Origin of the sequence: Vibrio sp. 10N.286.51.C3, assembly GCF_003050065.1 — a bacterium.
Lineage (GTDB): Bacteria > Pseudomonadota > Gammaproteobacteria > Enterobacterales > Vibrionaceae > Vibrio > Vibrio crassostreae.
In genome coordinates, this window is record NZ_PIGC01000001.1 from 62,858 (window position 1) to 78,509 (window position 15,652).

Below are 15,652 nucleotides of genomic sequence, written 5' to 3' on the forward strand. Positions count from 1 at the left end.
AAAGTTGTGATGAAGAGAAGAAAAGAGAAGAAAAGAGAAGTGAAGAGTGTTTGGTTGTTGTGAATTGAATGCTGTCGATGTATTGACTGCTAAAAAAGCAGAGCAACCTCGAATGGCGAAGTTGCTCTGTTGTGTCCCTATTCCGGAATGACTAGGGATATATGTTGGATCACTGATTAGACTTTGTAGATCTTAGCCGGAAGCGCTTGTCTTGCTGCTGCTCCCACAACCCAATCTAACATCACGCCTTTGCCTTCTCTTGTCGGGTCAATCAAGCCTATATCATTGATGTTAACGCCATCGTTCGACTTCATCTTCAATGGTTGTTGTGTGTCACCAATCCAGTGTGCACGTTCACCGAGCTCTTTGTGTCCAAAGCCGTGTTCAAAGCCTAATGTGCCTTGTTTGATACCATCAATCACCATCGCCAACGCGTGTGTAGTTGAACTCGGTGTTTCAATGGCAAATATGTCGCCTGTTTTGATGCCAGCAGAAGAGGCGTCTTGCGGGTGAATGTAAACTGGGTTCACGCCTTTGATCGACTCCAAACGTGGTGACAAGTTAGATACTGCACTGTGAATGTTGGATTTAAAGTTGGTCAGAGTAAATGGCCACTCTTTGGTCGGGAATTGCTCTGCCAAAGGTGTGCCGTCTGCCAGCTTCTGTGGATACCATGTCGGGCAACCCATGTACTGTTCGCCACTGATGGTGTTGCGAGAGGTCCCCAGCTTTTCATTCCAGATAGCCAAAGGTTTGGTCCATTTGTATTTCATGGTTTCATTGGTGTAGGCATTGGTTGCGTCTTCGAAACGACCGCCACGCGCAAAGATATACGCCACTTTGAGCATCTCTTCTGGCTTAAGCGTTTTGTTCATCACAGGTACTAGGCGCTCTAGACCAGACCAAACGATATCTTCTGCATCTACATTAGGCACTCCGCCTTTAACGAACGCTAGATTAGCCGCAGAGCGCAGGTAGAAATCTTCCGCACTATTGATGCCGTGCCAGTTACCTTGACTGTCTTTAATTACGTTATCGCCAAAGCCACCCAAGCCAAGTGTTTTCGCCAGATCAATAAAGAAGTTCTCTAGGTTGATGGCACGTCCGTCCTGAGTGCGAGAAGTTTTAGGTTCAACAATCGGCCAACGAGCGGTGATCGCCTTAGTTGCAACGCCATGCCAAGGTGTTGCCATGCCCCAGCTTTCGTAGGTTACCGTGTCTGGCACTAGGTAATCTGATAGTGCTGTAGTTTCATTGATGAAGGCATCGATAGAGACGATCAAACCAAGCTGTTTTGGGTCCTTAAGCTTGTCGCCTAACAGGTTGTCTAAACCCGGTACGCCATAGAGTGGGTTCGCCATGTGGTTGATCCACGCTTTTGCGCGGTAAGGGTAGCCATCAATGGCTGCTGATAAATGCTCGGTTAAAAGCGGCGCTGAGATTGGGTACCACGGCGCGCGTGTCGGGTAAGGTGATTCACCTGCAGCAACGCGACGCTTGTATTCGCTGGTCTTGTGATATGGGAATTTGCTGCGAGACAAGAACACACCTTGAGGCTTAGTCTTACCCTTGAACTTGGTAAAGTCATAACGCGGGCCTGCAACAGAAGTTGGGTAGCCACCAGCTTTCGCCATCGCACCGCCTTTTGCATTGATGTTACCGATCAGCGCGTTCAGCATCAGAATAGAGAACGAGTTGTAGAAGCCGTTGGTGTGCATGTTGCCACCGTGAGTATCAACAACTGCTTTCGTTCCGTAGCTGGTGAAGCGTTTCGCTAGTGCAATAATTTGGTCTTGCGGGATTTCACACTGCTCACTGTAATAAGCAAGGTCGTATCTGAAGGCTTCTTCCTTCAATCTTTGTAGAGAAGACTTCACACGAACGGTTTGACCATCAATTTCTACGTCTTGATCGACGAACAGAGCCGCTTCATTCACCTGAATATGCGATGATAATAGTGACGTTGTCACATCTAGTGCGATAAATCCATCATCGTCAGACATCGGTTCGCCTGTTTCTAGCAAACCCACATCCGATGCGCGAAGCATACGCCCGTTTTGTGGGTGTGCTTCGTCACTGATTACAAGGTGTGAAGCATTACACCAATGCGTGGTGCCTGCTTTTTGCATCGCTTGCGCACTTGGGCGAGACAAGAAGTCGTGATTGTAGCGTTGGTTCTCGATGATCCATTGGATCATGCCCAGTACTAATGCTGAATCGGTGCCCGGTTTGATCGGTAGCCAGTTGTTGCGATCGCCCGCAGCAAGGCTTGAAGATCCTGCAGGAAGGCTTGGTGTCACTATGGTGTAGCTCAGTTTTCCGTTGGTACGAGCCTCAGCCAGTTGTCTTGCTTGGCGCTTAAACGGGTTACCCGCTTGAGCCGGAGACATACCGATGAAAAGAATGAACTCTGCGTTATTGAAGTCAGGCTTTAAGTGCGAGAATTTGTCTAGATCATTCATGATCGCACCTGAACCTGCACGGAACGCGTAGCCACAGTAAGAGCCGTGATGGCCAAAGTTGCGAGTACCGTAGCTGTTAAATGCAAAACGCTTCAAGATGTCGTCACGGCCTTCATTACCGGCATTGGTCACAAGCAGTTGGTTGGCTTTTGGTCCGTATTCAGGGTTGTTCGGATCAAGTGGCGTTTCGATGTCGCGAATCGATCGTAAGCCTTCAACTTCACCTTCACCAAATAAGTCACCACCCTCGGTGATCTCAGAGATTAGTTGTTCGTAGCTGATTGGCTCCCACTTGCCTTCACCACGCTTACCAACGCGTTTGAGCGGTTGAGTGATTCGGTATGGGCTGTTTTGAATCTCTAACATGCCGTTACCGCGGGCGCAGGCTGTCGAGCGGTTATTGATACCTGATTCACCAGACAAACCAATGTAGGCGTCTTTTACAGGCGTTTTGAACGGGATCTGTTGGTCGCTTGATAGCGGGTGGTAAGGGTTGCCTGAGATGCGCAAAATCTCGTCATTGCGATTATCGATACGCACACGTAAGCCACACAATGTCCAGCAGCCAAAACACATTGATGGTGCAACGCGTTGGTTTGGATTCGGCGAAATCTTACCTTGCTCATCGACACTGTATTCCGTCTCGAGCGAGTTACCGTGATGGATGTGATTGGTTTTCTTGCCCGCGGTGCCATCGATAGCACCGTGAACCATGTGCTTTGTGGTTGTCGCATAACCTGCAGCAAAAGCTCCAACACCACCGGCAGCAAGGCCTGTTTTCAAAAATTGACGACGTTTGTTATCCATGATGATTCCTCAGACGACAAGCTATGTGAGCGGTTAAGTGGTGACGGTGTGTTTGGGTTTGGCTTAGATTCTGTCTTTTGTGCAGAGCCAGTTGTTCTTTTAGATCCAGTAGACACGATTTCAGAAGCGAACAGCGCAAGCGCTAACCAAAGGCCGCACATACCAATAATGCCAAGTAGCCCAGCGCTCCCCATCGGCAGTTCATAAGGGAATGGGCCTACATCAAAACGTGGAATGGTTTGAACTTCCATCATGGTGACCCAGCGTACCGCCCATGCTGAAATCATGGTCGCAAGTGCTACACAGATAATTCCTAGCTTGCTTTGCGATAAGCGTTGTAGGGGGAGAACTAAGATCATACACAGCAAAATGCTGGTGGTCATGATGCCTAGATTGATTCCCCAAGCGTTGTTCTCATAGAGATTGAAGTGACCATGGTTAGATGCCCAAATCGACGTAAGAATGATGGCAAGGCCACCTGTCAAGGTAATGGTTCTTTGTATCAGAGCTAGGTCTGTTGGTTTTAAGCTTGGTTTACTTGAAGGCAGCAGAGCCCAAATCAACAGCGTTAAACCCGTTGCAGCAAAGAATGCGGTCGTGAACCAAAGTAGTGGAGAAGCCGGTTGATGCCAAAGCGGTCGGCTCGCCAAAATTGCTATCTCTGCGCCTGTATAAAGCGCGATGCTTAGGCCCGAAATAGCCGTCACAGCAGCGAGCGTAATCATCAGCTTTGACGATATTTGCCATTGACCTAGCGTCAGCCAAGCCAAACGTTTTAGAAGTGGGTTTTCACTTTCCTTAAGCTGTGCGATGTCATCACGCAGGTAAACCCAAGCTGTCGCAACAGCCAGACCAGAGAACAAAGGTAGGAATAGAGAGCCTAATGACATCCATGACCAAGGCGTGATGTGAGCGTAGAAGTGCCAAGCACGTCCCGGTTGGTGTAAATCACCGGTTAATGCTGATGGCCCAACAATCGCGCCGATGGCCATCACAAGCACAAGGGCAGAACGGAATTGATGGCTGGTTGAGTTTTTGAATACAAGTGAAATCAAGAACAGAATAGCCGCTGCGTAAGCTGAACCAATGTAGAAGAAATATTGAACCGCCCACGGTAGCCAAGCGATCTCTTGAGCGGGGACTAACACCTCAGTGATATTCATGCTGTCTCTCCTTGTTTGCCTTGTGTCGCGATTGCCAATTCTTGTTTGCTAGAGGATGAGTTATCGATGGCGGCTGGATCATAAATCGCAGGTTGGCCTTCAATGTGGCTAACGAATCGCTCGTTCATGCCGATATAAAAAACATGGGGGTTGGTATTCTGCTCAGGCTTAAGCACCTTGATGTCGTCTTGGTTTTCATTGAGCAGACGGTTGATCTCGCTGTTTGGATCTTTAAGGTCACCGATGACACGCGCGCCACCGACACAAGTTTCTACACAAGCGGGCAGCAACCCATCTTCAAGGCGGTGTGCACAGAAGGTACATTTGTCGGCGGTAAGCGTGTCGTTGTTAATAAAACGAGCATCGTAAGGACAAGCTTGAACACAGTAAGCACAGGCTACGCAGCGTTCGTTGTCGACCATCACTATCCCATCTTCACGCTGGAAGGTCGCTTGAACAGGACAAACCTTGATGCAGGGTGCGTTGTCACAGTGATTACATAGGCGAGGTAACATGAATGATTTCACGTCTTGTTGAGCAGTCGAACCATCATCAAGGGAGACTTCATATTGTTTTACGGTGGTTCTGAACTGGCCGATTGGCGCTTGGTTTTCAACGCTGCAGCCAACAGTGCATGCCTGACAACCAACGCATTTACGTAAATCAATCGCCATCGCGTAGCGCTTGCCTACTTCGCCTTTGCGGTCAGGCTGGTTGTTATTGCGAATGGCTGTGCTCGCGACTGCGGTGTTGATTCCGGTAATGGGAATGAGCGCAGCGCCGGCGGAAACTTTACCGAATTGGCTGAGAAACCGTCTTTTCAATGAGTCCATAGAGGTACCTATAAATGGGTATTCGATCTGTTAGGCTCATTGTCAGTTTTTGACTGTTAACGGGGTATTGTGGATTTCCACATACCCAGATCAAAGTTGATCTAGAACAAATGTGGTTTTCGCTATCTAGCTGTTATGCTTTGTTTAAAAGCGTTTTAACGCATTGAGAAATCATTGAATAGGTAATCCGATTGAATAAAGAGATGTCCGTGACTGCTCGCAACCTCATCACATTCATCAGTATCTGCTGGCTGAGCTTAAGCGTAGGTGTTTGTGTCGCTGGTCAAACGGAACCTGTTTCAGTAGCGACAAATACGATTGAACCAGACCAGACGATTGAAGTGGGTGTTTTAGCCATCAGGGGTAAACTTGCAGCGCAACAACGTTGGCAACCAACAATGGACTGGTTGTCTGAGCGTATCCCGGGTAAACATTTTGTTCTCAAGCCTTTCAACTTGGAAGAGATGGCGGAAGCGGTAAAGAAGGTCGAGGTCGATTTTGTTGTCACTAATCCAGGTCAGGCGGTTCGCTTAGGGCGTCAGTATGACCTCTCTTGGATGGTGACCATGACTAGCCACAACTACAACGATCAAGGTGTGAGCAGCACGCGCAGTATCGGATCGGCATTGGTGGTCAGAAGAATGTCCCCCTATATCTCGTTTGAACAGCTCGTCGGAAAACCAATTGCTGCGGTTTCTGAAAATGCGTTTGGCGGGTACCTCACCATGCGCTATCAAGTGATGCAGGAAGGGCTGAACCCCAACCAATTTTTCTCTAATACTCATTTCTTGGGCTTCCCGATTGATGCGAGTCTGTATCAGCTGCGAGATGGTCACATTGAAGCGGCAGTCGTCCCAGCCTGTTTGGTTGAAAACATGATCAGTGAAGGCTTGCTGGTGGCTGAACAATATCGTGTTATTGGCAACCAAGCACCGGAAGGGTTCCGATGCCAAGTGTCTACACCTCTGTATTCCAACTGGTCATTTGCCAAAACAGAGCGAGCCTCTTCAGCACTGGCTAAGCAAATGAGTCAGGTACTATTTGCGATGCCAAAAAACAGTGGGCCAGCGATTGCGGCGAATGCTTCCGGCTGGACATCACCCACAAGCTTATTGCCGATCGACAAGCTTTATCAGCAACTCGATATGCACCCACTACAACAACCTTGGTGGAAAGAAGCGTTAATCTGGCTGAAGTACAATCAGCAATGGGCATGGGCGTTTTTCTTGTTAGTCGTGTTCTTGAATGCTTACCACTTTTGGCTTGAGTACAAGTTCAGTCGCAGCAAAAAGCAGTTAGAAGCGACACTTAACAAGCTAAAGAGTAAGAGTGAACAGCTAGAGCATTCTCAACGCATCGCCGTCGTGGGTGAGTTGGGGAGCAGTCTAGCGCATGAGTTCAATCAACCTTTGGCGGCGATTCGTAACTACAGCGAAGGCGGTTTATTACGGATTTCGAAGAACAAGCCACTCACCGATATTGAACCTGTCTTTGAGAAGATCCAATCGCAAGTGGATCGAGCAGACGCGATCATTCGGCGCCTAAGAAACATGATAAAGAAACGCTCATCAGAGAAGTCGCAGACTGACATCGAGCAGTTACTATCAGACACTATTGAATTGCTACTGTTCCGTTTACAACAGCACCAGATTACCGTTGAGCGTTACGTCGTAGGTAAGCCCATGGAGATGCATGTTGATTCGGTGGGGCTACAACAAGTGATTGTAAACCTGATCAACAATGCGACCGATGCGTGTAACGCCCAACAGCAGCGCGCGATGTCTGATATTGCTAACAAAAACTACGAGCCAGCGACAATTAAAGTGATTACCGAGTATCAACCCGATAAAATGATGTTGTCAGTTATCGATAATGGCACGGGATTAGATTTTACCGAGCATCAAGTGACTCAAGCTTTTGTGAGCAGCAAAGAAAACGGCTTGGGTCTAGGGCTTGCGATATGCCAAGACGTGATTGAAGACCACCGTGGTCAAATGAGCATTACGTCTCTCACTCCACATGGTTGTCATGTCGCGGTGACTTTACCTTTCTCTCTTTCAAATGATTCATGAGGAATCTTGTTATGTCTGAACTTCATCAAACGTTGCCGGTCTATGTGGTTGATGACGATGAGTCAATGCGTGATTCATTGGTGTTCTTACTGGAAGAGCATGATTTTACCGTATCAGCTTATGAAGATGGACCAAGCTTTTTGAATTCAGTGGATTTGAGTGCGCCGGGTTGCGTGGTATTAGACAGCCGAATGCCAGAGATGAGAGGGCAGCAAGTTCATGATCTGATGGTGAAAGCGCAGAGCCCGTTATCGGTTATCTATCTCACAGGGCATGGCGATGTGCCAATGGCCGTGGAAGCTCTGCAAGCCGGTGCGGTGAATTTTTTCCAAAAGCCAGTTAAAGGCAGTGAGTTGGCTGAGGCAATCAAACAAGGTTTGGACGCTTCTGAAAAACACTTACACCTGAACGTGTATCGCCAAGCGTACGCGTCGTTAACCGAGCGTGAGATAGACATCCTCAAACAAATTATCGACGGTAAGCGTAACCAGAAAATTGCCGATGAATTGTGCATTGCAATGAGAACTGTGGAAGTACACCGAGCGAGTTTGATGAAGAAGTTTTCTGCGAAAACAGTTGCTGAGTTAGCATACATTTATGGGCAGCTCACCTAACCATAGATGTAAGGTATTAGGGATGGGGAATCATTACTTTTACCACTGATTTTCTGATGACAGGTGGTCTTCATAAGTAATCGATATTGAAGCAAGATCACACCATTTATGGAGTACATAAGGATGGGTCTTAGGAGACTTTTTATCGCTATGTATTCCTGAGATACTGAACTAAGTTCATTTTAGGGCGGAACGTTTTAATAACGGCGCGTTTCCCTGTAATTCGAAACATTCACTATAGGTTGATAACTCCTCGACACCGAGGCTGATATCAGCCGAGTTAGGTTAAAATATTTTATGAGTACAATGGGAATCGCAATTGGTGCGACGGCTCTTTCGTTAATACTTGTCGCCGTGTGGCTGATCTCTTTATCGCTAAGAAAGCAGCGCTTGGAACAAGAACGTAAGGCTCGTGCTGTCGCTTACCGCAAAGCGATTGAAAAAGCGCGCATACAAGAGCAAAAAGAGCGTCACTTCAAAGCCGAAACCGGGCATGTACCGTCGATTCTGTACTTGGCGAAAGAAGCTGAACGTAACAATATTAAGGAAGCTCTGTATTGGTACGACAAAGCGGCGCAACTCGATAATATCAATGGCATGTACGGCATTGTACGCCTAAGCATGAAGCGCAAAGAAGACCTGATTTTAAGAGAGAAAGCCAACTTTTGGCAGCTAGCAATCTCTGCTTTAGACAATGACGTATCGGCGAAATTCGAGATGGGTAAAGCGCTCGTCTTTGGTCGTGGAACCGATAAGAACATCCCTAAAGGCTACACCTATATCGAAGAGTCTGCGGCTGGTGGTAATACCGAAGCTATGCTGTTTATCGGTGACTGGTGTCTCGATAAAGAAAACCCAGACTACTCTGCCGAAAGTTCGGTCGAGTGGTACCAAAAGGCCGCTGAAAAAAATAACCTAGACGGTAAGATTAAACTTGGTATGAGTTATTTGAACGGTGTGGGTGTTGAGCCTAACCATGGTGAGGCTGTTTACTGGTTTGAAACGGCCGCAGAAAAGAACAGTGCAGAAGCGATGTTTAGAGCTGGTGAGGCTTGGATCGACCATGGTGAACATGGCAACGCTATCGCGTATATCTGGCTATTTCTATCGGCCCACTTTGGTTACTCAGAAGCGAAGCATTTGCGGGATAAAGTAGGCGGGGAGCTTGGTGTGGATGCAGTCGTGGGCTTACAGGCTCTGACTAAGCCGATAATGACCAAGCTGACCCAAGAAGCAATAACTAAGCATTCGATTATTAAGGCGCTTAACAAGCTCTACAAACGCAATGTACCTGTTCCGAAGAAAGTGAAAGAAGTGCTCGATGAAGAAGGGAATGAGTTGAATGTAGAGGCGAGTCACATAGAGACTCAAGTGCCGGGTGCTCAAGAGGCTAATGTTGATTACAGCCAACAGGTAAACACCGAGCAGGCTGTAACAGATAAATCAGCGAGTCAGAATAGTGGCTCTTTAGACTTCAGTCAGTCTGCTGTTGAGTCTAACTGGAATCGAAATCAGTAAGTAGCGCTCATTAGCTGTGTTCGATTATCGATGGAGCAACTTGCGATTAGTCGACAATAGTTTTAGCTCTAATCGAGAAACTCAAGACAATAAAAAGGGAAGCTGATGCTTCCCTTTTTTTATGTGCTATTTGCTTTTAGAGCTTAGAGCTGAAGCCGAATAGCTAGGAGCCGATTAAGCTTTGTTTTGTTCAGCTTTACATACAGCCGCAGTGAAGACTACGTCAGTTGAGCTGTTAAGCGCTGTTTCAGCTGAATCTTGAATCACACCAATGATGAAACCAACCGCTACAACCTGCATTGCTACATCGTTTGAGATGCCGAATAGGCCACAAGCTAGAGGAATCAGTAGTAGTGAACCACCGGCAACGCCTGAAGCGCCACATGCAGATACTGCAGCAACAAGGCTTAGTAGGATAGCAGTGAAGATATCAATCTCAATACCCATTGTGTGTACAGCTGCAAGCGTTAACACAGTGATGGTGATTGCAGCACCCGCCATGTTGATCGTTGCGCCTAGTGGGATAGATACAGAGTAAGTATCTTCGTCTAGGTTTAGTTTCTTACAAAGGTTCATGTTCACTGGGATGTTTGCAGCACTTGAACGAGTGAAGAATGCCGTTACACCAGATTCACGAATACATTGCAGTACTAGTGGGTATGGGTTCTGTTTTGTCTTTGCAAATACAAGCAATGGGTTAACCACAAGAGCAATGATCAGCATTGAGCTTAGTAGAACCGCTAGTAATTGACCGTAACTTGCTAGTGCATCGAAGCCCGTTGTTGCAAATGTTGTCGAAACAAGACCGAAGATACCGAATGGCGCAAGACGAATAATGAAGCGAACAATGTGTGAAACACTGTGGCTAAGGTCTTCGAAAACCGCTTTGGTTGTTGCAGATGCGTGGTGCAGTGCAAGACCTAGGCCGATTGCCCAAGCAAGAATACCGATGTAGTTCGCGTTCATTAGCGCGCTAACTGGGTTATCTACAAGCTTGAATAGAAGAGTATGAAGAACCTCAGCAATACCTTGAGGAGGGTTAGCACCTTCAGCGCCAGCAACCAGTGTCAAAGTGGTTGGGAACATGAAGCTCAGTACTACAGCAGTAAGTGCCGCTGAGAACGTACCAATCAGGTAAAGCACAATGATTGGACGCATATGGGTATGCTGACCTTTCTTTTGGTTTGCGATAGAAGCTGCAACAAGAATGAATACTAAAATTGGGGCAACAGCTTTCAGAGCACCAACAAACAGACTACCTAGTAGGCCTGCATCTTGAGCTGCTGAAGGAGAAACCATGGCGAGAACGACACCGAAAACAATACCAGCAAGGATCTGTAGAACGAGATTTCCACGAGCGATGCGGGCGAGCATGTTGTGATTTTGCATAAAATACCTGCAATTGTTAATTTATTATAGTGATGTATCTTTTTATAAAGTTGTACCAAATCCGACTATACACTAGTGGAATGGGCGGTCATATTAGCGGGATCTTAGCGGGTGTCTAGGAATAGTTTACTTTTAGGGTGATTGTTTGCACTACGTGGTGTTTTTAGAGCTAAATGTTAAATAATTGTATTTCGATTGAGCTATAAATCTGCAGAACTGCATTTATTAGACCTAATATACTGTAAATTTGGAAATGTAAATACTTATAGATAAGAACATTGTGTGCATAAATAGTCGCTTTGCTACTAAATTGAAACAAAAGCCCCACGTGTTTAACACCGTGGGGCTTAATCGTTTAAATAAAGCGTATTTTTATTAACCTGATTGGTTTAGTCAGTCGCTTTTTTAATGTTTCGGCTTTCTGACTGTACGGTTTTGTACATCTTGGAAAGCTGTTTTCTGTTCGCGCGTTGCTCTGCCAATGAGGCGCCATTTCTGGCTTGCTCTCTCAATAACTTTTGATAGTTAGTAAATCGTCTTTCAGACAAATCACCATCCTCAATGGCTTTGCGTATCTTGCATCCCGGCTCGGATTCATGATGACAATCAGAGAAGCGACAATGCATGGCTAACTCTTCGATATCAGAAAAGGTTTCACTCACGCCTTCAGCGCAGTCTGCAAGTTGTAGCTCTCGCATTCCTGGAGTATCGAGTAGTAAACCACCCGATGTTAGCAAGTGGAGCGACCGTGATGTGGTTGTGTGACGGCCTTTACTGTCGTCTTCACGAATGCCACCCGTAGCTTGTTGAGTTTCACCGAGCAATGAGTTTACTAGCGTAGATTTGCCCACACCGGATGAACCCATCAAAGCGACGGTTTTGCCTGTTTTACACCAAGGTGACAATACTTGAGTTGATTCTTGGTCTAAGCTGTTCACCGCTTCGATCATCAGCATAGAATCTAAGCTTTGCACTTGTTGTACTTTGTCTTGGTAGTCGTCACACAAGTCTTTCTTGGTGAGTACGATAACCGATTCAACCTGTGCTTCATTAGCGAGCGCTAGGTAGCGTTCGATACGGCTTAGGTTAAAGTCGTTATTTAACGAAACCACGATAAAAACCGTGTCGATGTTGGCCGAGATATATTGTTCTGCGACGCGACTGCCCGCTGCTTTGCGGCTGAAGAGTGATTGACGTTCTAGCAAGCGGTCGAATTGCAGTTCAGAGTTCAAGATTACCCAGTCGCCAACCGTCATTGCGGGTTGGTTTTGATTAATAGGTAGAACGATTTCGCCTTGTTCCGACGCCAGTGTATAGCCGCTGCGATGGTGCGCGGTAATACGAGCAATGACGGATTGGTCATAGTCTTCGAGTGTCAGTTGTTGTTGAAATACAGGTTGCCATCCAAGTTGTTGAAGTGACATTGGATGAGAAAATGCGTGTTGTGAATTCATGTTTATTTACCCAGACGTGCGAGCTTTCTTTTCTTGTGAGAGTATTAAAGTCTTATCAGTGCATTAAAGTCTTATGAGAGCATTAACATCTTGTGAGATCTCAGGTTATTGACGAGATCAACAAGTGTTGATGAAACCAAAAAGCGTTGATGAGTTCAAAAGCGTCGAGACGTCAAAAATGTTTTGAGCTTGGGTCGAATTCAAATAGATAGGACCCCGGATTTAGTCATGCGTTATTGAGCATGCAGGTATCGATCACTTATAGATCAATAGTAAACCGGGTAAAAGTGTGCGGTAGCCAGTAGATGGCTTGATGTTGGTCGTTCTAGATAAAAGTTTGCTTAACCAAACAAATTAACGCGTTACTTTTACTGCCAGTTTTAGTGTTTTCATTACAATCATCTTCTATTCTCCTTGGTTACTAATGTGTTCAGGCTTTGAATAAAAAGCGAGTTCAGTTTAGCAAAAAGCCACGATGGCGAGAAGTCATCGTGGCTTAATTTAGTTCATTGATTGTGAATCCGATTAGTGATGATCGTGATTCATCTTTTTCATGCCGCTCATTACTTTCTTAACTGGCGCTTCAAAGGTTTGCGTTTCACCGTTAGCGAAAGTCAGAGTCATCTCGATTTGCTCACCTTCTTTTAGACCATCTTTTAGGTCGAATAACATAATGTGCAGGCTGCCAGGCTTAAGTACCGCTTCACCATTCGCAGGGATTGTGATCTGTTGAACTTGGCGCATCTTCATTACGTCGCCATCAACGATAACATCATGAAGCTCTACCTTGCCTGCTGCGGGTGTAGTTGCAGAAACAATAGCGCGATCTTTATCGCTGTGGTTCATCAGGGTCGTGAATACTGCGCTGTTCACTGCTGAAGGTGGTGTCGCACGAGCGTACGCGTCATGAACCATGATGTCGCTTTTTGCATGAGCAAGAGGAGTGAGCAATAAGCCTGCTAGAGCAAGTGCTTTTAACTTCATGTTGTTGTCCTTATTGTTTTATGTTTTGGTCTGGGACCTGACTTTATGTTTGAACTTTATTCGTTAAGTTCTTTGTTTTTACGTTTTACTGCGTCAGCTTGTTGATAGCTTCAACAATTGGCGCAGGCGTCAACGTGTGCGGTACTTTAGTAATTAAGGTACCGTTGGGCTTTAAAAAGTAGAAATATGAGCTGTGGTCAAGTGTGTACTCCAGCTCTGAACCTTCAAGCTGTGTCTTTCTGAAAATAACACCGTATTTATGTGCCAAATTAGTGGTTACATCCAGTGGACCACTCATACCTTCAATCATTGGGTTGAAGTACTGCGCGTATTCGTATGAAGCTTCCGCGGCATCGCGCTCAGGGTCAAGAGAGACAAACATTGGGCGAATCTTCGCTTTTGCTTCATCTGACACTTGGTTAAGTGCTCCAGCTAGCATCGCTAATGACGTTGGGCAAACGTCAGGACAGCGTGTGAAGCCAAAGTAAACGATACGAATTCTGTCGTCGGTTTCGTCAAAGAGTTTTATTGGTTGGTTGTCTTTTCCAAAAAGCGTTGTTGCCGAGAATTCTTGCTTTGCAGCGTGCTGTTCTTGAGCTTCGTTTTGCCCATCAAGGTAGCTTTTGACACCAAAGCCAAGTACAAACGCTACCACTAATGCTAACGACCAATTCTTACTCATCTTGCCATCCTTATTGCAGGGTTTACGGTTTCAACACCATCGGTGAGTTCGCCAAGCCAAGTCATTTTATCCATGGTACACACAGGTAAAATTACATCACCTTCATAGGTATTGTTACCAATATTCTTTAATTGAAAACGTGCTGAGCCCATTTCCATTTCTAAGCCAGTGAGTGACAGCATTAATGTTTCAGATGCTGCGCCTTCCCAAACGACTTTGATTTTAGTCGGAACCAGAGGCTGTGCCGTCTCATGTTCAAGCGTCATAGCAACGGTGTCTTGCTCACACGATGTTGTTGAAAGCATGCAGTAGTCATCTAAGTTGACGTCAGGAGAGTGGCTCTCTACTACCGTTTTAAATTGCTCAACTGCCTGTGGTCCATAAAAGCCAGCGACCAGAGCAATACCAAGCGCAGCAACCTTTAATGCTGGATGCATGTCGTGTTCCAATTTGATTTTATAAGAACGGCGATGGTATCACACCACTCAATACGTGCTTGTATCAAAAAGCAATTTTGTGCGTAGGTAGATATAAAAAAGCGAAGCCAGTAGCTTCGCTTTGATTCAATTTACAAGGTGCATCGCTATCTAAGCTCGGCACCCTACATGCTAACTTGTGCACGATTGTTAGAGATTAGTCAGCATTGCGCTCAGCAAACTTTTCTAACCCCAGCACTAGCGCGATGGCCACCAACATCATGATCACCGATAAAGTGAGTTGAGAAGGTTGAGAAGTTACCGCTTCGAAATTGAACGGAGATAGGTTCTCTTGAATCAGCGGTACTTGCTCACCTTTCGAGTTGATGCGCCAGCTGATGGTCTCTTTCCACGGCCAGATTTTAGGCAGCGTACCGATCATCAAGCCTGTTAAGAATACTAATGTGAAATCGCGGAATGAGCGCAGTAGCCAAGAGAGTACGTGTGAGAAAGTCAGTAGACCAATCACACAACCACCTAGGAATAGGGCAAGTACATCGATTTGAAACGATTTAACAGCGCCAAGTACCGGGCCATACATGCCAATCAGTAACAGAATAAAGCTGCCTGAAATACCCGGTAAAATCATCGCGCAGATCGCAATCGCACCCGCAATCAAGATGTTGATGCTGGTTGGTTCCATCTGCAATGGCTTAAGCACGGTAATGCTATAAGCGAAGGCAACACCAAGCAGTAAAAAGACGAATCGAATCATATCGCGCTTTTCTACTTGCTTAAGAATATGGAAAACCGACACCAAGATCAGACCAAAGAAGAAAGACCATAGTGGAACAGGGTGCATGACTAATAACCAAGAAATCAGTTTGGCGAATGTTGCAATGCTGGTGAACACGCCCGCGAACAGTGAAATCAGGAAGAAACCGTTGATGTGGTTAAACGCAGCTTTGAAGCCTTCGCGTTTCCATAAGCCAAGTACACTAGGGTTAATTCTGCGAATGCTTTCTAGCAGCGTATCGTAGATACCGGTGATGAATGCGATGGTTCCGCCCGACACGCCAGGGACAACATCGGCAGCGCCCATTGCCATGCCTTTGAAAAAAGTACTTAAGTAGTTCATTGCTTCATAGAGTTGAGGATGATTTTGTGCAGTATACAAACTTTAGTGTAAAAAAAGTATGAATATGCTACTGGGTCGATGCTTTTATTACCTCTTTAATTGTAAGGTAATAAGTTGAAG

The 15,652-nt window shown here is 46.1% G+C and carries 12 protein-coding genes; 3 read left to right on the plus strand and 9 right to left on the minus strand.

Translation table 11 applies throughout. The features are described from left to right. Window positions 1-176: 176 nt before the first annotated feature. The 3 genes from CWO27_RS00285 to dsrO are packed head-to-tail and all read right to left on the minus strand — an operon-like array spanning window position 177 to window position 5,265. Window positions 177-3,269, minus strand: a complete 3,093-nt coding sequence (locus CWO27_RS00285; protein ID WP_107898342.1) for a tetrathionate reductase subunit A — start codon at window positions 3,267-3,269, stop codon at window positions 177-179. Then, complete coding sequence (gene nrfD, locus CWO27_RS00290; protein ID WP_107898343.1) at window positions 3,242-4,432, minus strand: NrfD/PsrC family molybdoenzyme membrane anchor subunit; 1,191 nt, start codon at window positions 4,430-4,432, stop codon at window positions 3,242-3,244. The genes CWO27_RS00285 and nrfD overlap by 28 nt, the downstream gene beginning before the upstream one ends. Then, complete coding sequence (dsrO, locus tag CWO27_RS00295) at window positions 4,429-5,265, minus strand: sulfate reduction electron transfer complex DsrMKJOP subunit DsrO (protein ID WP_102279811.1); 837 nt, start codon at window positions 5,263-5,265, stop codon at window positions 4,429-4,431. Before dsrO ends, nrfD begins: the two co-directional genes overlap by 4 nt. 209 nt (window positions 5,266-5,474) lie before the next feature. On the opposite strand from dsrO, the gene CWO27_RS00300 reads away from it, so the two are divergent. The 3 genes from CWO27_RS00300 to CWO27_RS00310 all read left to right on the plus strand — a co-directional run bounded on the left by CWO27_RS00300 (window position 5,475) and on the right by CWO27_RS00310 (window position 9,469). Further along, a complete protein-coding gene (locus CWO27_RS00300; protein ID WP_107898344.1) occupies window positions 5,475-7,337 on the plus strand; it encodes a sensor histidine kinase in 1,863 nt (620 codons plus the stop codon). Window positions 7,338-7,348: 11 nt separating this feature from the next. Continuing rightward, a complete protein-coding gene (locus tag CWO27_RS00305; protein ID WP_048662442.1) occupies window positions 7,349-7,951 on the plus strand; it encodes a response regulator transcription factor in 603 nt (200 codons plus the stop codon). Window positions 7,952-8,257: 306 nt separating this feature from the next. Then, a complete protein-coding gene (locus tag CWO27_RS00310) occupies window positions 8,258-9,469 on the plus strand; it encodes a tetratricopeptide repeat protein (protein ID WP_107898345.1) in 1,212 nt (403 codons plus the stop codon). A 174-nt stretch (window positions 9,470-9,643) separates the two neighbouring features. On the opposite strand, the gene sstT is transcribed toward CWO27_RS00310, so the two are convergent. From sstT to CWO27_RS00340, 6 genes are all read right to left on the minus strand, one after another. Beyond that, window positions 9,644-10,858, minus strand: a complete 1,215-nt coding sequence (gene sstT / locus CWO27_RS00315; RefSeq protein ID WP_048661005.1) for a serine/threonine transporter SstT — start codon at window positions 10,856-10,858, stop codon at window positions 9,644-9,646. A 389-nt stretch (window positions 10,859-11,247) separates the two neighbouring features. Continuing rightward, the gene (rsgA, locus tag CWO27_RS00320; RefSeq protein ID WP_107898346.1) at window positions 11,248-12,312 is read right to left on the minus strand and encodes a ribosome small subunit-dependent GTPase A; all 1,065 of its coding nucleotides are present in this window, start codon (window positions 12,310-12,312) and stop codon (window positions 11,248-11,250) included. Between the two features lie 525 nt (window positions 12,313-12,837). Beyond that, window positions 12,838-13,296, minus strand: coding sequence for a copper chaperone PCu(A)C (locus CWO27_RS00325; protein WP_048661007.1), 459 nt, complete (start codon window positions 13,294-13,296; stop codon window positions 12,838-12,840). Window positions 13,297-13,381: 85 nt separating this feature from the next. After that, window positions 13,382-13,978, minus strand: coding sequence for an SCO family protein (locus CWO27_RS00330; protein ID WP_048661008.1), 597 nt, complete (start codon window positions 13,976-13,978; stop codon window positions 13,382-13,384). Beyond that, the gene (locus CWO27_RS00335) at window positions 13,975-14,415 is read right to left on the minus strand and encodes a hypothetical protein (protein ID WP_048661009.1); all 441 of its coding nucleotides are present in this window, start codon (window positions 14,413-14,415) and stop codon (window positions 13,975-13,977) included. The genes CWO27_RS00330 and CWO27_RS00335 overlap by 4 nt, the downstream gene beginning before the upstream one ends. Window positions 14,416-14,611: 196 nt before the next feature. Continuing rightward, a complete protein-coding gene (locus tag CWO27_RS00340; RefSeq protein WP_048662439.1) occupies window positions 14,612-15,532 on the minus strand; it encodes a DUF368 domain-containing protein in 921 nt (306 codons plus the stop codon). Window positions 15,533-15,652: the final 120 nt, after the last annotated feature.